At 60.2% G+C, this 20,662-nt stretch carries 13 protein-coding genes; 11 read left to right on the top strand and 2 right to left on the bottom strand.

Annotated elements, in window-relative coordinates:
• Nucleotides 1–52 precede the first annotated feature (52 nt).
• Nucleotides 53–835 carry a class I SAM-dependent methyltransferase gene (locus tag QTL94_RS12765; protein ID WP_065690563.1) on the bottom strand — a complete coding sequence of 261 codons (783 nt, stop codon included), beginning with the start codon at nucleotides 833–835 and terminating at the stop codon, nucleotides 53–55.
• A 351-nt stretch (nucleotides 836–1,186) separates the two neighbouring features.
• On the opposite strand from QTL94_RS12765, the gene galE reads away from it, so the two are divergent.
• Together galE and QTL94_RS12755 are read left to right on the top strand one after the other, a co-directional pair.
• Complete coding sequence (gene galE, locus QTL94_RS12760) at nucleotides 1,187–2,170, top strand: UDP-glucose 4-epimerase GalE (protein WP_065690564.1); 984 nt, start codon at nucleotides 1,187–1,189, stop codon at nucleotides 2,168–2,170.
• A gap of 9 nt (nucleotides 2,171–2,179) precedes the next feature.
• A complete protein-coding gene (locus tag QTL94_RS12755) occupies nucleotides 2,180–3,700 on the top strand; it encodes an alkaline phosphatase family protein (protein ID WP_065690565.1) in 1,521 nt (506 codons plus the stop codon).
• Nucleotides 3,701–3,704: 4 nt separating this feature from the next.
• Here the strand turns inward: QTL94_RS12755 and QTL94_RS12750 are convergent, their stop codons facing one another.
• A complete protein-coding gene (locus tag QTL94_RS12750) occupies nucleotides 3,705–4,214 on the bottom strand; it encodes a DUF1993 domain-containing protein (RefSeq protein ID WP_289801876.1) in 510 nt (169 codons plus the stop codon).
• A gap of 247 nt (nucleotides 4,215–4,461) precedes the next feature.
• Here QTL94_RS12750 and QTL94_RS12745 point away from each other — a divergent pair, with 247 nt between their 5' ends.
• From QTL94_RS12745 to QTL94_RS12705, 9 genes are all read left to right on the top strand, one after another.
• Nucleotides 4,462–5,520, top strand: a complete 1,059-nt coding sequence (locus QTL94_RS12745; RefSeq protein WP_289801874.1) for a dipeptidase — start codon at nucleotides 4,462–4,464, stop codon at nucleotides 5,518–5,520.
• A gap of 45 nt (nucleotides 5,521–5,565) precedes the next feature.
• Nucleotides 5,566–7,209: an ABC transporter substrate-binding protein gene (locus QTL94_RS12740; RefSeq protein ID WP_289801872.1), complete on the top strand. Its 1,644-nt coding sequence runs from the start codon at nucleotides 5,566–5,568 to the stop codon at nucleotides 7,207–7,209.
• A gap of 18 nt (nucleotides 7,210–7,227) precedes the next feature.
• The gene (locus QTL94_RS12735) at nucleotides 7,228–8,295 is read left to right on the top strand and encodes an ABC transporter permease (RefSeq protein ID WP_289801870.1); all 1,068 of its coding nucleotides are present in this window, start codon (nucleotides 7,228–7,230) and stop codon (nucleotides 8,293–8,295) included.
• The gene (locus QTL94_RS12730) at nucleotides 8,292–9,224 is read left to right on the top strand and encodes an ABC transporter permease (RefSeq protein ID WP_065690570.1); all 933 of its coding nucleotides are present in this window, start codon (nucleotides 8,292–8,294) and stop codon (nucleotides 9,222–9,224) included. Before QTL94_RS12735 ends, QTL94_RS12730 begins: the two co-directional genes overlap by 4 nt.
• Nucleotides 9,221–10,054: an ABC transporter ATP-binding protein gene (locus QTL94_RS12725; RefSeq protein WP_289801867.1), complete on the top strand. Its 834-nt coding sequence runs from the start codon at nucleotides 9,221–9,223 to the stop codon at nucleotides 10,052–10,054. The genes QTL94_RS12730 and QTL94_RS12725 overlap by 4 nt, the downstream gene beginning before the upstream one ends.
• Entirely contained in the window at nucleotides 10,051–10,800 is a 750-nt protein-coding gene (locus QTL94_RS12720; RefSeq protein WP_289801865.1) for an ABC transporter ATP-binding protein, read from the top strand. The genes QTL94_RS12725 and QTL94_RS12720 overlap by 4 nt, the downstream gene beginning before the upstream one ends.
• A gap of 161 nt (nucleotides 10,801–10,961) precedes the next feature.
• A complete protein-coding gene (locus QTL94_RS12715; protein ID WP_065690573.1) occupies nucleotides 10,962–11,147 on the top strand; it encodes a hypothetical protein in 186 nt (61 codons plus the stop codon).
• Nucleotides 11,148–11,550: 403 nt separating this feature from the next.
• Nucleotides 11,551–11,715 (top strand): DUF1328 domain-containing protein, encoded by a 165-nt coding sequence (locus QTL94_RS12710; RefSeq protein WP_065690574.1) that lies wholly within the window; start codon nucleotides 11,551–11,553, stop codon nucleotides 11,713–11,715.
• A gap of 362 nt (nucleotides 11,716–12,077) precedes the next feature.
• Entirely contained in the window at nucleotides 12,078–20,597 is an 8,520-nt protein-coding gene (locus QTL94_RS12705) for a glycoside hydrolase family 94 protein (protein ID WP_289801861.1), read from the top strand.
• Nucleotides 20,598–20,662: the final 65 nt, after the last annotated feature.

Genomic DNA, 20,662 nt, shown 5'->3' with positions numbered 1-20,662 from the left:
TGGACTAGCCTCGCTTCGGCGAGGCGCTTTTCCCTTTATAGCTCTGCTCTTGCTATCGGTAGGCCCGCTCGGATAGCCCGCCCATTCCCGAACGAACCAGAAATTCATGCATGATCCGGCGCCGCATCGGATTCTCAAGTCGGGTGACCTGCGATCCCAGGAACTCGGTCTGCACATGGCCAAAGGCGAGAAGATCCGGCGATGTCGCGATTGCTTGCGAATAGAGCCCGTGAAACGACTGCCGACAGACATAGGTTTTGTACTTGGTCATGCAGAAGCTCGCGAAGCGACCCTGCTGTTCTCTCAGAAAGTCGGCAACACCGACCGTTACCTCCGGCCACGCAGGATTGCAGGTATCGTCAAAGGCGATGACCCCATGGTCGGCTAGCGATTCCGCTGCCAAGCGGGCATCTGACAGCACGTGACGAAGCATGTGGCCCCCATCGATGCTAAAGAAACGGACCTTGCCGGCCTTCTCCGTGATGTCAGTCGCGTTTACCTGCGTGCTGTCACGCTTGATGACCAGCTCCTCATCCACCGGCAGTCCCAATCGGCGGCCGTTCTCGATAAAAGCCTCATACTGACCCCGCCCATTTTCGCGCCCGGGAATGTCGAACGGATCGATCGCAACAATTTTTGCGCCGCCGCCGCATAGTTTCCGGAAGAGAAAGTAAGACCGGCCAAAGTAGACGCCAATCTCGGCGACCGCTCCGTTGAGACCAGCCGCCTCCTGGCTGCGCAAAAGCGAAAGAAAGACAAGCGCATCCGGAGGATCTATGTAGCCCTTTATCGCTCGCAGATCGCGAAATATGAATTTTCGAAGCGCGATATCCATCGGAAAGTACTTTCGATCTCACCGGCGAAACCAATTCGCATTTCAAGACAAATGCAACGAATGGTAAGAAGCAAACAGCAGAACAACATACCTTTCAACCAAAAACACCGAAAATTCATGACCTGAAGAGAGACAGAATAGATCGCGAGCGTTGCCGATACTTCAATTTTCTTGTTACGCAACGCCACCATCAGAAAAATCGCCGTTCGGAGTTTCTTCCGAAAAGGCAATTTGCTAATCCCAACGATAACAAGACGAAAAGAATGTCGTCGCAGGGCAGTTTCTTCTTTTTATCGCCATCCAGCTGCCCTACTCCTACGTCTGTTTTTATGCGGCAACAGAAGGTGGTACATGGCAGGTGAAACAGTTCTGGTCGTCGGCGGTGCTGGGTATATCGGCTCGCACACGTGTCTCGATCTCGCGAACAAGGGCTTCAAGCCGGTCGTTTTCGACAATTTCTCGAACGGACATCGCGAGTTCGTCAAATGGGGTCCCGCCGAGGAGGGGGACATTCGCGATCGGAGCCGCCTCGATGAAGTCCTCGCCAAGCACAAGCCAGCGGCCATTCTGCATTTTGCGGCGCTGATCGAAGTGGGCGAATCGGTCAAGGATCCGGTCGCCTTCTATGAAAACAACGTCATCGGCACGCTGACACTGCTGGCAGCCGCCCAAGACGCAGGCATCAAGGCGTTCGTTTTCTCGTCGACCTGCGCCACCTATGGCCTTCCGCAAAGCGTCCCTCTCGACGAGACACATCGACAGGTGCCGATCAATCCATACGGACGCACCAAGTATATCGTCGAGCAGGCGCTTTCCGACTACGACCGGTACACGGGCTTTCGATCCGTGGTCTTGCGCTACTTCAACGCGGCCGGCGCAGATTTCGAGGGGCGAATCGGCGAATGGCATCAGCCGGAAACCCACGCCATTCCGCTGGCAATCGATGCTGCGCTCGGTCGGCGCGAAGGCTTCAAGGTCTTCGGCAGCGACTATGAGACGCGTGACGGCACCTGCGTGCGCGACTACATCCATGTCCTTGATCTCGCGGACGCTCACGTTCGCGCGGTCGAATATCTGCTGCGGGGAGGAGAGTCTGTCGCGCTCAATTTGGGAACCGGGACCGGCACGACCGTCAAGGAGCTGCTTTCAACCATCGAAGAGGTGTCGGCACGGCCGTTCCCGGTCGAGTATGTCGGACGCCGCGAAGGCGATTCCCACACGCTGGTCGCCAACAACGACAAGGCCCGGGAAGTTCTCGGCTGGGTGCCGCAGCATGATCTGTCGCAAATCATCCGCTCGGCCTGGAACTGGCACGCGAAATCAAACCAGCATTGAGCGCCGCAAATGTCCGGCAAACCCAACGTTCTCCTGATCACCGCGGACCAATGGCGCGGTGATTGCCTTTCAGCAGTCGACCACGCCTGCGTAAAAACCCCGAACCTGGACACACTTGCGGCGCAAGGCACGCTGTTTGCCCACCACTATGCCGGCACTGCGCCCTGCTCGCCGGCGAGGGCGACGCTTTACACCGGTCTCTACCAAATGAACCATCGCGTCTGCCGCAACGGTTCCCCATTGGATGCGCGCTTCGATAATCTGGCCTTGGCTGCCAGACGCGCAGGCTATGATCCCACATTGTTCGGCTATACCGACACGGCGCCCGACCCGCGGGCGCTGGACAATAGCGATCCGCATCTGACGACCTACGAGGGCCTGCTCCCCGGCTTCACTGCACGGCAGCTTTTGCCAGAGCATGAGAAGCAATGGCTATCATGGCTGCGCATGCGGGGGCATGCGGACGCAACCAGCCGAGACATTCATATTCCGGTTGGCGCCCGTCCGGGCGAGATTTCCAGCGCGCCGACAGCCTATTCCAAGGACGAGACACAAACCGCGTTTCTCACAGGCGAGTTCATACGTTGGCTTGGCGAGCAGGAAGCGCCGTGGTTTGCCCACGTTTCCTTCCTGCGTCCGCACCCGCCCTTTTCTGCGCCGAGCCCGTTCAACGGCATGTTCGCGCCGAGCGACGGACCGGCCTTCGCCCGCGCCGAAAACCGGGAGGCCGAGGAAAAATCTCACCCTTACCTGTCTTACGCGATGCCCAGGGTCGGCAAGGGCAGCGCGATGCATGGTGGCGCCGGCCCCATCAGCGATTGGAATGCCGCCGACTTTTCGGCAATCCGCGCCATCTACTACGGCATGATCGCCGAAGTGGATTTCCAGCTTGGACAAATCTGGCAGGCACTGAAAGCTTCGGGCGCCTGGGAAGACACCGTCATCATATTCACGTCGGATCATGCCGAGATGGCTGGGGATCACTGGACGTTCGGGAAGGGCGGTTTCTTCGACGGAAGCTACCACGTGCCCCTGATCATCCGTGATCCGCGATCGGCAATAGTGGGAACGACAGTCAAAGAGTTTACCAGCGCCGCCGATATCTTTCCGACGCTCTGCGACCGCCTGGATATCGTGCCCCGCAACGGTCTGGACGGGCAGTCCTTGATGCCCTTCGTTCAATCGGGCAGAAGCGATGGCTGGCGTGACGCCGCGTTTTGGGAGTTCGATTTCCGCGACATCGTCCATCAGACGGCTGAACGCCATTTCGGGCTTCGCTCCAACGAATGCAGCCTTGCGGTGGTTCGCGACGAACAGTTCAAGTTCGTCCACTTCACCGCGCTGCCTCCGCTGCTTTTTGACCTTCGAAGCGACCCCATGGAACTGAACAATCTCGCAGCCGATCCGGCCTATACCGCGATCCGGCTGGCCTACGCCGAGAAGCTCTTGTCCCTTCGTGCGCGCCACCTCGATCAGACACTCGCCTACACCGAACTGACGGAAAGAGGGCCGGTTTCACACCGGCCCTGACAGGTCAGGAAAACCGACCGAGATAGTCCATCTTGCCGACCGGGACGCCCTGGTTTCGCAGGATCGCGTGCGCCATCGAAATGTGGAAATAGAAGTTCGGCAGCGCGAATGTCGCGAGATATTCGTCTCCGCGGAACGTGGTCTTGTTGCCGCCGGGCGAGATGACGACCTCATGCGTCTCGGTTCCCTCGAGCGCATCCGGGGCAACGGTCGCCAGATAGGCACGAGTCTTCGCCACCCGCTCACGCAACGCTGCGATCGTCGTTTCATTATCATCTAACTTCGGCGCGTCCGTTCCGGTCAGGCGCGCGATCGCAAATTTCGCGCTGTCGGTGGCACGCTGGTATTGACCCGAGAACGGCAGCATATCTGGCGCGAGGCGAACGGCGACCAGATCGGAAGGATCCGTGCCTTTTTCGCCGGCGAATTTCTCTGCCTTGTCGAGATAGGCATCGAGGGTGTCCAGGCCCCGCTGAAACAATGGTACGGTCAAGCGATACATCGAAATGGGCATCTGTCTCTCCATAAAGGCAGTCGATCGATTGCCGCTGCCGCGCTGACATATAGGCTGCCTATACGACATTTTCACCGGGCGCCCGCGATCGGATCTCTTTACTTCGCGCCACGCCTCCGAAAGCGGTTTGACCACCCCGATTACCCTCTTTCCGATGAAAAATTTTTCGAGAAGGGGGGTGGCGTATTCCGCCATCTTTTCTATTCTGCCCGCTTGGTATCGCCCGCCCGGGCACACAGGAACACAAATGCAATTCGTATTCGACGGACACAACGACGTTCTTCTCCGGCTTTGGACACATGAACGAGAGGGCGGCGATCCAGTCGCTGAGTTTTCAAACGGAACGGATTCGGGCCACATCGATGCACCTCGTGCAAGGGAAGGCGGGCTCGTTGGCGGGCTTTGCGCCATTTACGTGCCATCGGGCGACCTCGTCTTTGCGGATCCCGACAAGAACGGCCACTATGTAACGCCGCTCGCCGCGCCGCTCGATCCGCTGCCGTCGCTCAGGATCGCTAACGAAATGGCCGCGATCGCGCTGCGCCTCGACCGCGCCGGCGCCTGGCGCCTCTGCCGCACGGTCAAGGATATCAGGAGGTCGATTGCGGACGGCGTATTTGCCGCCGTCATGCACATGGAAGGCTGCGAAGCGATCGGCGCCGATCTCGCCGCGCTCGAGGTCTTCCATGCCGCCGGTCTGCGGTCGCTCGGTCCCGTGTGGAGCCGCCACAACATCTTCGGGCACGGCGTTCCTTTCGCATTTCCGATGTCGCCGGATACGGCTCCCGGCCTGACGGATGCGGGCTTTGCGCTGGTGCGCGAGTGCAATCGTCTCGGCATCATGCTCGACCTCGCCCACATAACTGAAAAGGGCTTCTGGGATGTGGCAAAGACAACGGACCGACCGCTTGTCGCCAGCCATTCCAACGCCCACGCGCTGACGCCGGTCGCCCGCAACCTGACGGACAAGCAGCTCGACGCGATCAAGGAAAGCCGCGGCCTGGTTGGGATCAACTATGCAACGGCAATGCTTCGCAGCGATGGCCGCTCCGATGGCGATACGCCGCTGAGCGACATGATCCGCCACATCGACTATCTCGTCGAGCGCGTCGGCATCGATTGCGTGGCTCTCGGATCGGACTTCGACGGGGCGACGATTCCCGACGAAATCGGCGACGCAGCCGGCAACCAAAGGCTGATTGCAGCCCTCCAGCGCGCGGGATATTCTGGCAGCGATCTAGAAAAAATCGCCAGCGAAAACTGGCTTCGAATTCTGGCTTCGGCGTGGGGAGAAGAGGGCGCCTAGGACTGATATCTTTGTATTTAAATTGAAAAACAGGGGAACAAAATTATGATGCTGAATAAAATGAACCGATCTTTCCGCGCGCTTTCCGCAAGCGCAGCGCTCGCCATCCTGATGGCTGCTGCACCAGTTGCCTTCGCTGAAACGCCGAAGGATACGCTCGTCGAAGGCTTCGCGATCGACGACATCATCACCATGGATCCGGGCGAAGCGTTCGAACTCTCGACCGCCGAAGTCACGAGCAACACCTATAGCCTGCTCGTTCGCCTCGACATGAGCGACACCTCGAAGATCAAGGGCGATCTCGCCGACAGCTGGACGGTATCCGACGACGGCCTGACCTATACGTTCAAGCTGAAGTCCGGCCTCAAGTTCGCCTCCGGCAATCCGATCACCGCGGAAGACGTTGCCTGGTCCTTCGAGCGCGCTGTCAAGCTCGACAAGAGCCCGGCCTTCATCATCACGCAGTTCGGCATCACCGGCGACAACGTAACGGAAAAGGCCAAGGCAACGGACGAGAACACCTTCGTCTTTACCGTCGACAAGCCTTACGCACCAAGCTTCGTCCTGAACTGCCTGACCGCGACTGTGGCCTCGGTCGTCGACAAGAAGCTTGTCCTCGACCACGTCAAGCCGGTTACGCCAACCGCTGAATACAAGTACGACAACGACTTCGGCAACGACTGGCTGAAGACCGGTTATGCCGGTTCGGGCGCCTACAAGCTGCGCGAATGGCGTGCGAACGAAGTGGTCGTTCTCGAGCGTAACGACAACTTCTATGGTGACAAGGCCAAGCTCAACCGCGTCATCTACCGCTTCATGAAGGAAAGCTCGGCTCAGCGCCTCGCCCTGGAAGCCGGTGATATCGACATCGCCCGCAATCTCGAGCCGGGCGATCTCGAAGCGCTCGCCAAGAACCCGGACCTTGCCTCCGCAAGCGCGCCGAAGGGCACCGTCTACTACGTCAGCCTCAACTCGAAGAACGAGAACCTGAAGAAGCCTGAAGTCCAGGAAGCCTTCAAGTATCTGGTCGACTACGACGCAATCGGCTCGACGCTTATCAAGGGTATCGGCGAGATCCACCAGACCTTCCTGCCGACCGGCCAGCTTGGCGCGCTCAACGAGAACCCGTACAAGTTCGACGTCGCCAAGGCGAAGGAACTCCTGGCGAAGGCCGGCCTGAAGGACGGCTTCTCCGTGACCATGGATGTTCGCAACACGCAGCCGGTAACCGGCATCGCGGAATCCATGCAGCAGTCGCTCGCCCAGGCCGGCATCAAGATGGAAATCATCCCCGGCGACGGCAAGCAGACCCTGACCAAGTATCGCGCGCGTACACACGACATGTACATCGGTCAGTGGGGCTCCGACTATTTCGACCCGAACTCGAACGCCGATACCTTCACCACCAACCCCGACAATTCGGATGCGGGCACGGTGAAGACGCTTGCCTGGCGCAACACCTGGGAAGCACCGGAACTCGACAAGGAAACGAAGGCAGCTCTTCTCGAGCGTGACAGCGCCAAGCGTGCTGCCATGTACGAAGACATCCAGAAGAAGTTCCTGGCGAACAGCCCGTTCGTGATCATCTTCCAGCAGACGGAAGTGGCCGGCTATCGGAAGAGCGTCAAGGACTTCAAGCTGGGCCCGAGCTTCGACACGAACTATGTCGGTCCGATCGGCAAGGAATGATCCGGCAGGATTGATCCATTGAGCATCGTCGAAACAACGACGGAGGCGCGGCCCAAACAGGGCCGTGCTCTTCCATTTGCAAAGGCGGTCGGGCGATTCCTCATCGCCGCCGTAACCACTTATCTCGGCCTCTTGGCCGTAACGTTCTTCATCGGCCGGGTTGTCCCGATCGATCCGGTTCTGGCGATCCTGGGCGATCGCGCACCGTCGCATGTTGTCGAGCGTGTGCGCCACGAGCTCGGATTCGACCTGCCGCTCTATCAGCAGTTCTACATCTACCTGAAGAGCATCCTTTCGGGAGATTTCGGCACCTCGGTGCTCACGACCAACCCCGTGATGGTCGACATTCGCCGCGCCTTTCCGGCCACGGTCGAGCTCGCGACGCTCGGCACGATCATCGGCTCCGTCATCGGCGTGCCTCTTGGCGTGCTGGCGGCTGTGAAGCGCGGTAGTTTCATCGACCAGATCGTGCGCGTGATCGGTCTGGTCGGCTATTCGGTGCCGATTTTCTGGCTCGCATTGATCTCGCTCGTCATCTTCTACGCGCAGCTGCGCTGGGTCGCTTTCCCGGGCCGTATCGATATCGTGTTCGAATACACATTTACACCGATTACCGGCTTCTATCTGATCGACAGCGCCATGCAGGGCCAGTGGGATGTCTTCTACGACGTCTTCCGCCACATCATCCTGCCGGCATCGCTGCTCGGCTACTTCTCGCTCGCATACATCAGCCGCATGACCCGCAGCTTCATGCTCAACGAACTGAGCCAGGAATACGTGGTTGCCGCGCGCGCCAAGGGGCTGTCCGAGACCCGGGTTATCTGGGGCCATGCGCTCCGCAACGCCGCCGTGCCGCTGGTCACCGTCATTGCCCTTTCCTATGCCGGTCTGCTCGAAGGATCGGTCCTGACGGAAACGGTCTTCTCCTGGCCGGGCATTGGTCTCTACATCACCAATTCGCTCCAGAACGCGGACATGAACGCAGTCCTCGGTGGCACGATTGTCATCGGCACGGTTTTCATCGGCATCAATCTATTGTCTGACCTTCTCTATCGGACGCTTGACCCAAGGACGCGAAACCGATGACGGTTCCAAACCAAACAGCGCCATTGAGCCGCCGCGAGTGGTTGCTTTCCGACCGCCCGCAATCGCGCACGCAGGCACGCCTTGGACGCGCCTATGTCACGTGGCGGCAGTTCACCGCCAATCGACTGGCCGTTGTCGGGCTGCTGATTATCGTCGCCCTGCTCCTCGTCGCGGCTTTCGCCGATCTGATCGCCACCCATTCGCCCGTCGTCGGAGACCTGAAGAACGCCCGCCTGCTCCCGCCTGGCACTGCCGGCTATCTGCTTGGAACAGACGACCAGGGACGCGACATCTTCTCGCGACTGATTTACGGCTCGCGCTTGACCCTGCTGGTCGTGGTTCTTGTAGCCATCATATCAGCACCCATCGGACTGATCGTCGGCACGGTATCCGGCTACGCCGGCGGCTGGGTCGACGCCGTGCTGATGCGCATCACCGACATCTTTCTGGCGTTCCCGAAGCTGGTGCTTGCGCTTGCTTTCGTGGCTGCGCTGGGACCCGGCATCCAGAACGCCATCATCGCGATCGCAATCACCTCTTGGCCGCCTTACGCGCGTATCGCACGCGCCGAAACCCTGACCGTGCGCCGCTCCGACTATATCTCGGCGGTCAAGTTGATGGGGGCCTCTCCTCTTCGGATCGTGGTTCGCCACGTCATGCCGCTTTGCATTTCCTCGTTGATCGTTCGCGTAACGCTCGACATGGCGGGTATCATCCTCACGGCCGCCGGCCTCGGCTTTCTTGGCCTCGGCGCCCAGCCTCCGCTCCCCGAATGGGGCGCGATGATTGCGTCAGGACGCCGTTTCATCCTCGACCAGTGGTGGGTGGCGGCTATGCCCGGTATAGCGATCCTGATCGTCAGCCTTGGCTTCAACCTGCTGGGTGACGGATTGCGTGATGCGCTTGACCCGAAGGAGAGCGGACGATGACCACGCTTCTTACAGTCAAGAACCTCAAGGTCAGCTATCCCACCCGTACCGGCGTCATCGAAGCCGTGCGCGGGGTATCCTTCACGCTCGGCAAGGAGCGGCTCGGCATCGTCGGCGAATCCGGCTCAGGAAAATCCCAGACCGGGCGCGCGATCATGGGCCTCACGCCGCCGCATGGCATCGTGACCGCCGATACGCTGGATTTCAATGGCATCGACCTCTTGTCCGCACCGGCGAAGCAGCGTCGCCTTCTCCGCGGCAAACGCATTGCCATGGTCCTGCAGGATCCAAAGTATTCGTTGGATCCGGTCATGAGCATCGGCAGGCAGATCTGTGAAACGCTCCGGACGCACGAGAAGGTCGGCAAGGGCGAGGCGCGTGATCGCGCGCTGGCGATGCTGGAAGCGGTGCAGATCCGCGATCCGCAACGCGTTTTCGATCTCTATCCGCACGAGGTCTCGGGTGGCATGGGGCAGCGCGCGATGATCGCCATGATGCTGATCGCCGATCCGGAACTGCTGATTGCCGACGAACCGACATCAGCGCTCGATGTCACCGTCCAGCTCGACGTGCTCAGGATCATGGACCGGCTGGTGGCGGAACGCGGCATGGGCCTGATTTTCGTGTCTCACGATCTGCGCCTCGTCTCTTCCTTCTGCGACCGCGTCATCGTGATGTATGCCGGCAAGGTCGTTGAGGAACTCAAGGCGTCCGAATTGCGCAACGCCCAGCACCCCTATACCCAAGGTCTCTTGAATTGCATGCCGCAGATTGGTGAGAACAGGCATCCGCTGCCGGTGCTGGACCGTAAACCGGAGTGGGCCGCATGAGCGAAGCACTCTCCGTCGAGGCATTGAGCGTCGTTTACGACCACTTCCACGCGCTGAAGAATGTCAGCGTCGATATTAAGCCCGGTGAATCCTTCGGGCTCGTGGGAGAATCCGGATCAGGAAAGTCGACTCTGCTGCGTGCGGTGGCCGGCCTGGCACCAGTGAGAAGCGGGGCGATCAGGATACACGGCGAACAATTGGTCGGCGCGCAACGCAGCAAGGCCTTCTATCGGCAAGTGCAGATGGTCTTTCAGGATCCCTATGGCTCGCTGCACCCGCGGCAGACCATCGATCGGCTCCTCCTCGAACCTTTGGCGATCCATAGTATCGGCGACAGCGAAACCCGCATCGCGCGTGCCTTGGACGAAGTCGGGCTCGGCAACGGCTTTCGTTTTCGCTATCCGCATCAACTCTCCGGTGGTCAGCGGCAGCGTGTCGCCATTGCCCGTGCGCTCATTGTCGAGCCGTCCATTCTGTTGCTGGACGAACCGACATCGGCGCTCGATGCCTCCGTGCAGGCAGAGGTTCTGAACCTCTTGGAACAGGTCCGTCGCGACCGGAAGCTGACGTTCGTCATGGTCAGCCACGACCTCGGCGTCATCACGCACATGTGCGAGCGGCTTGCCGTCATGCGCAATGGCGCGGTCGTTGAGCGACTGACGGCAACGGAGTTGGCGCAGGCCGCGGTTCACGAAGATTACACGAAAAATTTGATGCTCGCGAGCAAGGGCTTCGTGAAGGCCTGAAAGCCAGTATTTTCAAGTCATTGAATTTCTTGGACGACCGCGGGGCGTTAGGGATAACGCCCCGTTAAAACACGACCATTCGACTAGACTATTGACAGCTGCCTTACTTCTGTCATGATCCCGTTAACGAGCGTTAATTTTCGTGATCATGGAGATGCGGCATGTTCTTTCTCGGTGGTATGACCATGGGATACCTCGCGCCTCCGGCCAAGGCCGACAAGGACGCGAAAAGCGCGGCATCGATCCCCGCCGAACGCGATCGGCGCCTGCTCGACACATCGAACATCGCCCATCAAGACAACGTCGTTGAACGCTCGCTGATCTGGGCCTGGAGAACGCTCTGCTAGAACGCTGGCACGAAACGATTTTCTCATCGCAATGCGGGTGGTGGAATTTTATCTCTACCAACTAGATAGACAATATAAGAAAATAAGCTCCACGTAGAAGCTTGGAGAACACGGAGGCGACACATGGCAGACTTGGGTATTTCGCATACTCATGTGAACCAATATGGTTCCGTGCGGTCGAAGAAGCCGGCGACAGCTGGCGGCCGAATTCAACGCGTCTTACACACGACGCTCATTGCAGCGGCATTCGTTTTCGTGGCGGCTGTCGTTTGCGGATTGATCGGCTAAGCCGGCTGCGCGCCGTTGGAACCCGCTTTTCTACTTTAAAAACATCCTCTTTCCCAAGGTGGAACCAAAAACACCGGTCGCCGTTATCCTGTCATCAATGACCAAGGAGAACGCAATGCTTTACTACGCACTGGTGTTTCTTGTTGTAGCGCTTATCGCTGGTGTCCTCGGATTCGGCGGTATTGCAGGCGCATCAGCCTCGATAGCCCAGGTACTTTTCTTCCTGTTCCTGATTCTGTTTGTCGTTTCGCTGATCGCTCGCTTGATGCGCAGAGCCTGATCACAACAAAATCAGACAGATCCGGCGTCCGAAAGGCGCCGGATTTTTCATGTCCAGCAGACCCCCACTTCATCAATTTGATGCTCGAGAGACAGCCTCAGCGAAAGCTCTTGACTTGAATTATTGCAATAGTGTCCAACTTTCCGGATTGGCTCTGTGGGGGAGAACACGCCATTAACCAGATTCTCTCCCCATCTGCTCGACAGTCCGCGTCTAAATCGATTCGCATCGTCTGTTGATTGCCGTTGGCTTTGTTGCTGTCCCCCGCTGACATAGCTCAGCGTCGTTCATGCGGCAGTCATACTTGGCAGTGCAAAAGGCGAAACAATTACCACAACTTCGTTTGGATCCAGAACCGAACCATGTCCATATCCGCCACGCCTGCGACTCCGTCCCGCGAGTCTGAATCGAAGCAGATCGATCACAACGACTCGATCCGATCGACCTATCTTTCCATCGAAGACATTAAGGCGATGGGCGCGTCCATAGCGACGGACGGCGTGAGTTCGCTGCCAGCCTTTGCGCCATTCGACTTTTTCGCGCGGCACAAGGAAAACGAAAAAGAGATTCTGCGCGTCTACCGCACAACCGCGGCCGATGTGGAATCCGGTGAGACGATCACGCCTGCCGCCGAATGGCTGCTGGACAACCACTACATCGTCGAGGAAGCAATCCAGGAAGTTCGCCGCGACTTTCCGAAGCGCTTCTATCGCGAATTGCCGACAATCAGCCTGAACGGCACCCAGATCCCGCGCACGCTCGCACTGGCCTGGCTCTATGTCGCCCACACCCACAGCACCATCTCCCAGGAGAGCCTGACCGCACTGGTAGACGGTTTCCAGGCAACGGAGACACTGCGGATTGGCGAGCTCTGGGCTCTCCCGTCGCTGGTACGCTACGTTCTGGTCGAAAATCTTCGTCGGATTTCAATTCGCGTCGAGCGCAGTCGGCGGATGCGCCGCCGCGCCAACGAGGCTGCGGATGAACTTGTGCGGCTGACCGACCCTACCAAGGCCGCCGAATATCTCAAGACGCTGGAGCCGCTTGCCGAGGACAACACCTTCTCGACGCAGTTCCTCTATCGCATGCGTGATGGTTCGCAGGCGTCAAGCGTCGCAATCGCGTGGCTGGACGAACGGCTTGGAAGCCTTGGACGTGACACAGAAGAGACCACGATGGCTGAACACAGCCGTCTGTCCTCCGGCAACGTTACCATGGGCAACATCATCCGCAGCCTGCGCGAGATCGACGACACCGAATGGTCGGTATGGGTCGAGCAAGTCAGCCATGTCGACAAGTTGTTGTGGGATCACTCCGACTACGGCGATCTCGATTCCGGCTCGCGCAACAAGTACCGCAAGCAGATCGAGAAGCTGGCCAAGCGCTCGACGATGACGGAAATGGAGATCGCACAGCTCGCGCTCGACATGACGGAAGAAGCCAAGACCTCCGGTGAAGAGCAACCACACGAGCCCAATGTCGGCGGCTTCCTGACCGGTATGCACCGACCGAAACTGGAGGCGCGGTCGAACTACCGTCCGACGATCACGCAGCACTTCGTCCGAACCGTACGCAAGTTCAACTGGCTGTCGATCGCCGTTCCGGTCCTGCTGCTCACCATTCTCGCGATGGTGATCGTTGGCCGCTTCATGGCGAATGCGGGTATGGGACCGGCGGAAATCGTTCTTCTGCTGATCATGTTCTCGTTGCCGGCATCTGAAGGCGCAACAGGCCTCTTCAATACGGTGCTGTCATTCTTCGTGACGCCCGCTCGCCTCGTTGGCTATGAATTCAAGGAAGGCATTCCGGAAGACGCTCGCACGCTGCTGGTCGTACCGTGCCTCATCTCCAACCGCGATAGCGTGGATGAACTCGTCCGCAACCTCGAAGTCCACTACCTCGCCAACCCGCGGGGCGAGATCTATTTCGCGCTCCTCAGCGACTGGCCCGACAGCCAGGTTGAGGAAACCGCAGCCGACCTGGAAGTGTTGGACTATGCGCGGCGCGAAGTTGCCAATCTGTCGGCACGCTACGCCTATGACGGCAAGACCCGCTTCTATCTGCTGCACCGCCGCCGCCTGTACAATCCGTCGGAAGGTGCATGGATGGGCTGGGAACGCAAGCGCGGCAAGCTTCACGAACTGAACCTGCTGCTGCGTGGCGACCGCGACACGACCTACCTTCCGGGCGCAAACATCGTGCCCGAGAACGTCCAGTACGTCATGACGCTCGATGCGGACACACGCCTGATGCGCGATGCCGTCACCAAGCTCGTCGGCAAGCTCTACCATCCGATCAATCGCCCGGTGATCAATCCCGAGACCGGACGCGTCGAAAGCGGCTACGGCGTCCTGCAGCCGCGCGTCACGCCATCGCTGACAACGGGCAAGGATGCCTCGGTATTCCAGCGCGTATTCTCCATCAACCGCGGCCTCGACCCTTACGTCTTCACGGTGTCCGACGTCTATCAGGACCTTGCGGGCGAGGGGACCTTTACCGGCAAGGGCCTCTATCATGTCGATGCCTTCGAAGCATCGCTGAAAGGCCGCATCGAAGAGAACTCTGTCCTCAGCCATGACCTTCTCGAAGGTTCCATGGCGCGCTGCGCGCTGGTGACGGATCTCGAACTGGTCGAGGACTTCCCGACCCGATACGAAGTCGAAACCTCGCGTCAGCATCGCTGGGCGCGCGGTGACTGGCAGCTGCTGCCGTATATGTTCAATCCGAAATATGGCGTCACGGCCCTCGGCCGCTGGAAGATGTTCGACAATCTGCGTCGCTCGCTGACGCCGATCGCCTGGTTCTTCGCATCCGTGCTCGGCTGGTACTTCATGGACCCGCTCGGCGCCCTGATCTGGCAGATTCTTCTGATCTTCTGCCTGTTTGTCGCTCCGACCCTTTCGCTCATCAATGGCATCATCCCGCGCACAAGCGATATCGTTGCGCGCGCCCATCTCTACACGGTCTGGTCGGACATTCGCGCCGCCAACGCCCAGGTCGCTCTGCGGATCGTCTTCATCGCCGACTCCGCCTGCATGATGGCCGATGCGATCGGTCGCTCCCTTTATCGCCTGTTCTTCAGCCATAAGCTGATGCTGCAGTGGCGCACCGCAGCCAGCGTTCAGGCCGGCAGACAGGGAACGATCCTCTCCTACTACAAGGCAATGTGGCACGCGCCCGTTCTGGCCGTGCTGGCGCTCGCCTTTGCCTATCTCTCCGGCGACAAGGCCTTCCTGGTCGGCATTCCCTTTGCCGTCCTCTGGATCCTGTCACCCGTGGTGGCCTATTACGTGAGCCAGTCCGCCGAAACGGAAGACCGTCTGGAAGTTGCCGACTCGGTTTCGAACGAGCTTCGCAAGATCGCGCGCCGCACGTGGCGCTACTTCGAAACCTTCACCACGGCCGAACAGAACTTCCTGCCGCCGGATAACGTGCAGGAAACGCCTCACGTCATCGTCGCGACCCGTACGTCGCCAACCAATATTGGCGTCTATCTCCTCTCTGTCGTATCCGGTCGCCATTTCGGATGGTTCTCCTTCGAAGAAACGATCGAGCGTCTCGAGCAGACGATTGCGACGATCGACAGGATGGAGAAGTTCCGCGGCCACCTGTTCAACTGGTACCACACGGACACGCTGCAGACACTCGGCCCGCGCTACGTTTCGGCGGTCGACAGCGGCAACCTCGCTGGTCATCTGATTGCGATCTCGTCCGCCTGCCGAAACTGGGCGGAAGCGCCCTCGGCACACATGCAAGGCAATCTCGACGGTGTTGGCGATACGGCCGGCATCCTCGCAGAGGTGCTCGCCGAGCTGCCGGACGATCGCAAGACGGTCCGCCCGCTTCGCCGCCGCCTGGAAGAACGCATTATCGGCTTCCAGAACGCACTGGCCGCCGTCAAGCGCGAGCACGAGTTCGCCTCCATCCGCATCATCAACCTTTCGGTTCTGGCACGCGACATCCAGAAGCTTGCGGCGAATCTCGACCACGAAGTAAAATCGGCATTGAGCGCCGAGGTTACCCGTTGGGCTGAATCGCTGGTCAAGGTCTGCGAAGCTCATATCTCCGACAGCACCTTCGATCTCGCGAATATCGACGCGCTGCGTCCGCGCCTCATCGCACTTCGCGACAAGGCACGCGACCTCGCCTTCTCGATGGACTTCGGCTTCCTCTTCCGCCCGGAGCGCCGGTTGCTGTCGATCGGCTACCGCGTGGAAAGCGGTGAGCTCGATCAGGCCTGCTACGACCTTCTGGCATCCGAATGCCGCCTGACCAGCCTCTTTGGCATCGCCAAGGGCGATCTGCCGACGGAGCATTGGTATCGCCTCGGCCGCCAGGTGGTTCCGGTTGGCTCGCGCGGCGCGCTGGTGTCCTGGTCGGGCTCCATGTTCGAATACCTCATGCCTCCTCTGGTCATGCAGGAGCGCGGCGGTGGCATTCTGAACCAGACCAACAATCTCGTGGTCGTCGAGCAGATGAACTACGCCCGCAAGCTGGGCATCCCGTGGGGCATCTCCGAAGCGGCCTTCAACGCCCGCGACCACAACCTGAACTACCAGTACACCAACTTCGGCGTACCTTCGCTCGGCCTGAAGCGCGGCCTTGGCCACAACGCTGTCATCGCGCCTTACGCATCGATCCTCGCCAGCCAATACAATCCGCCGGCAGCGATCGAAAACCTCGAGCGTCTGCGCAAGCTCGGTGCTCTCGGCAAGTACGGCTTCCATGACGCCGTCGACTTCACGCCGACGCGCGTACCGGAAGGAAAGACCTGCGCGGTGGTGTACAACTACTATGCCCACCACCACGGCATGTCGATCGCGGCTGTCGCCAACGTCGCCTTCAACGGTCACCTGCGCGAGCTCTTCCACTCCGATCCTGTCATCGAAGCGGCCGAACTGCTGCTGCAGGAAAAGGCGCCGCGCGATATCCCGGTCATGAGCGGCAAACACGAGTCCGATACGCCGGCAAGCATTCAGGACGATCTGCTGCGGCCGGAGCTGCGCAAGATCTACGATCCGGCGGCGCGCGAACGCGAACTCGTGTTCCTCTCGAACGGTCATTATTCGCTCATGCTCACCGCGACCGGCGCCGGCTATTCTCGCTGGAACGGCCAGTCCGTTTCGCGCTGGAAGGCAGACCCGACCGAAGACCGGTGGGGAACCTTCATCTTCCTGCGCGACACCGCGACCAACGAATGGTGGTCGGCAACCAGCGAGCCGAAGAGCATCGAAGGCGAGCAGGTCAAGGTGGAGTTCGCGGACGAAAAGGCCGAGTTCACCAAAACGGTCGGTGAGTTGACCAGCGAAGTTGAGTGCATTGTTGCGACGGAGCACGACGCCGAAGGACGTCGTCTGACGCTGCTTAACACTGGCCTCGAAGATCGCTTCATCGAAGTGACCTCGTACCTGGAGCCGGTGCTCGCCACCGACGACGCCGACAACGCGCATCCCGCTTTTGCCCGGATGTTCGTCAAGACGGAAATCGGCAAGCGCGGCGACGTCATTCGCGCCGAACGCAACAAGCGTGATCCGAACGAGCCGAACATGGCTGTCGCCCATCTCATCGTGGACAACGCCGGCGCAACCCGTCACACGGAGTTCGAAACCGACCGTCGCAAGTTCCTCGGTCGCGGCCGAAGTCTTGCAAACGCCGCAGCCTTTGACCCGGGCGCGACGCTCTCGGGCACAGACGGCTTTACCCTCGATCCGGTTCTTTCGCTTCGCCGCACGGTGCGTGTCCCGGCCGGCAAGAAGGTCAGCGTCATCTTCTGGACGATTGCTGCACCCAGCCGACACGAGGTCGATCAGGCCGTCAGCCGGTATCGCCATGCCGATGCGTTCAACCACGAACTCGTCCAGGCATGGACCCGCACCCAGGTGCAGATGCGCCACGTCGGCGTGACCTCGCAGCAGGCCGCCGCCTTCCAGCATCTCGGCCGCCATCTGGTTTACCCCGACATGCATCTGCGCGCGGATGCAGCAGCGGTCGAAGCCGGCATGCAGTCCCAGTCATCCCTCTGGCCGTTGGCCATTTCGGGTGACTTCCCGATCTTCACGCTGCGCATCAACGACGACATGGACCTCGACATCGCCCGCGAGGCGCTGCTGGCCCAGGAATATCTGCGTTCACGCGGCGTGACGGCTGATCTCGTCATCATGAACGAGCGCGCGTCCTCGTACGCCCAGGACATGCAGCACGCCGTCGATCAGCTGGCAGAGAATGTTCGCCGTCTCGGCCAAGCCGACGGGCTGCGCCAGCATATCTTCACGGTCCGCAAGGACCTGATGGAGGAGGCGACCTACCACGCGCTGATTTCGGCGTCGCGGGTGACCTTCCATGCAAAGAACGGCAAGATCATCGATCAGATCAACCGTGCTGCGGCGCTGCTTGCACCGTCCAAGGAAGAGCAGCAGGAGCTGGAGCGTGCCGACCGCGCAAAGGCCCACAGCAAGCGAGCCACGCCGGCCGTACCGCCCGCCATACCCATGGTGGTGATTGAGGACGAGGGCGATCTCAGCTTCTGGAACGGCTTCGGCGGGTTCTCCAACGATGGCCGCGAGTACGTCGTGCGTCTTCCGGGCGGTCATTTCACGCCTCAGCCCTGGATCAACGTGATCTCGAACGAGAAGTTCGGTTTCCACGTGTCCGCGGAAGGTGCTGGTTTCACGTGGAGCACCAACTCGCGTGACTATCAGCTGACGCCTTGGTCGAACGACGCCGTGATCAACCGTCCCGGCGAGGCCATCTACGTTGTCGATCGCGACAGTGGTGCCGTGATGACGCCGTACGCGTCGCTATCGCGCCGCCCGGACATCCGGTTCGAAGCGCGCCACGGGCTTGGCTATTCGGTGTTCTCCAGCCACCAGAACGACATTAGCCTGGAACTCACGCAGACGGTCGATCGCGAACGACCGGTGAAACTCCAGCGCCTGCGTCTGCGCAACACCGGTTCGACCGCCCGCAAGCTGCGGCTCTACGGCTACGTCGAATGGGTTCTCGGCAACAATACGCAGAAAACCGCGCCGTTCATTCTCTCCGAGCATGATGCGGAAACGGGCGCTCTGTTTGCCGGCAACAACTACAGCATCGATTATTCAGGCCGCGTCGCGTTCTTCGCCGCAAGCGAAAAACTGTCGAGCTTCACGGCGAGCCGCCGCGAGTTCATCGGCAAGACCGGTACGATCCACTCGCCGAAGGCCCTGCAGGCTGCTGCGGCACTTTCGGGCGCGACCGAGCTCGATGGCGATCCCGCAGCGGCACTGGCGATCGATATCGAGATCGCGGCCGGCGAAGAACGCGATGTCGTGCTGTTCCTGGGCGACACGAAGACACGCGAAGAAGCGAGAGCGCTGATCACGGATATTCGTGCAACCCAGTTCGACGACGTGGTCGAAGCAAACCGCGCCTTCTGGCAAGACTTTACCGGCAAGCTTCAGATTTCGACGCCGGATCAGAGCATGAACAACCTGATCAACACTTGGCTGCCGTACCAGAGCCTTGGCTGCCGCATCATGGCACGCACGGCGTTCTACCAGGCAAGCGGCGCCTTCGGCTTCCGTGACCAGCTCCAGGATACGCTGGCTTTCGTGCTGCACGAGCCGTCGATTGCCCGCAAGCAGATCCTGAACGCCGCGTCCCGCCAGTTCCGCGAGGGCGACGTGCAGCATTGGTGGCTGCCGGGAACGGGCGCCGGCGTGCGCACGCTGATTTCGGACGACGTCGTCTGGCTTGCCTACGCCGTGCATCACTACTGCACGGTGACGGGCGACAAGAGCGTCCTCGACGAGCAGCTCGCCTTCATCGAAGGTCCTGCCTTGCTCGAGGGCCAGCACGACTCGTTCTACAAGCCGGAAGTCTCGGAAGACACGGTCAGCGTCTACGAACATGCCGCCATCGCACTCGACCTGGCGATCGCCCGCGAAGGAAGCAACGGTCTGCCACTCTTCCTGGGCGGTGACTGGAATGACGGAATGAACCGCGTCGGCATTGGCGGCAAGGGCACGAGCGTCTGGCTCGGCTGGTTCCTCGCCGGTGCACTGCGCTCCTTCAGCGCCTATGCTGAAGAACGCGGCGACACCGCCCGCCTGGACCGCTGGACCCAGCACCTCGGGGAGCTCAAGACAGCGCTCGAAACCGCCGCCTGGGACGGCTCCTACTATCGTCGCGGAACCTTTGACGACGGCAGCCTGCTCGGTTCGAAGGAAAGCCTCGAGTGCCAGATCGATTCGATCGCGCAGTCCTGGAGTGTGCTATCGGGCGAGGGTGACCCCGCTCATTCAGCCAAGGCGATGGAATCGGTGCTCGACAAGCTGGTCGACAACGAGGCGCGGATCATTCGCCTGTTTACGCCGCCCTTCGCCAATTCGGCAAAGGATCCCGGCTACATCAAGGCCTATCCTCCGGGCGTTCGCGAGAACGGCGGCCAGTATACCCACGCGGCAACCTGGGTGGTGATGGCGCTTGCCGAACTCAACCGCGGCGACGACGCGCTACGCTGCTTCGAACTGCTGAACCCGATCAGCCACGCACGCGACCTGGAGGCAGCCGAACGCTACCGCGTCGAGCCCTACATCATCGCCGCGGACGTGTACGGCGAAGGTGCCCTGACCGGCCGTGGCGGCTGGACCTGGTACACCGGGTCGGCCGGCTGGCTCTACCGCGCAGCGGTGGAAGGCCTTCTCGGTATCCGGCTGAAGAATGGGCGGCTTCATGTTCGCCCGGCACTTCCAGGCGCCTGGGACGGCTTCTCTGCAGAGATTGAACATGCCGGTAGCAAATACCTCATTTCGGTCTCAAAATCGTCCCATCAGAGGGGCTACGATGTCGCCATCAACGGACGCGAAGTCCCTGATCCCGATGAGGGATATCCGGTCGGATAACAGCACCAGCTGACGCTTATGATCCGGCGATTCGTTGCGGCCAAAGGGGAAACCTTTTGGCCGCA

It is taken from the genome of Rhizobium sp. S96 (genome assembly GCF_030382195.1).
GTDB lineage: Bacteria > Pseudomonadota > Alphaproteobacteria > Rhizobiales > Rhizobiaceae > Rhizobium.
The sequence above is the reverse complement of the archived record's forward strand: the minus strand, read 5'-3'. Positions and strand labels throughout refer to the sequence as shown.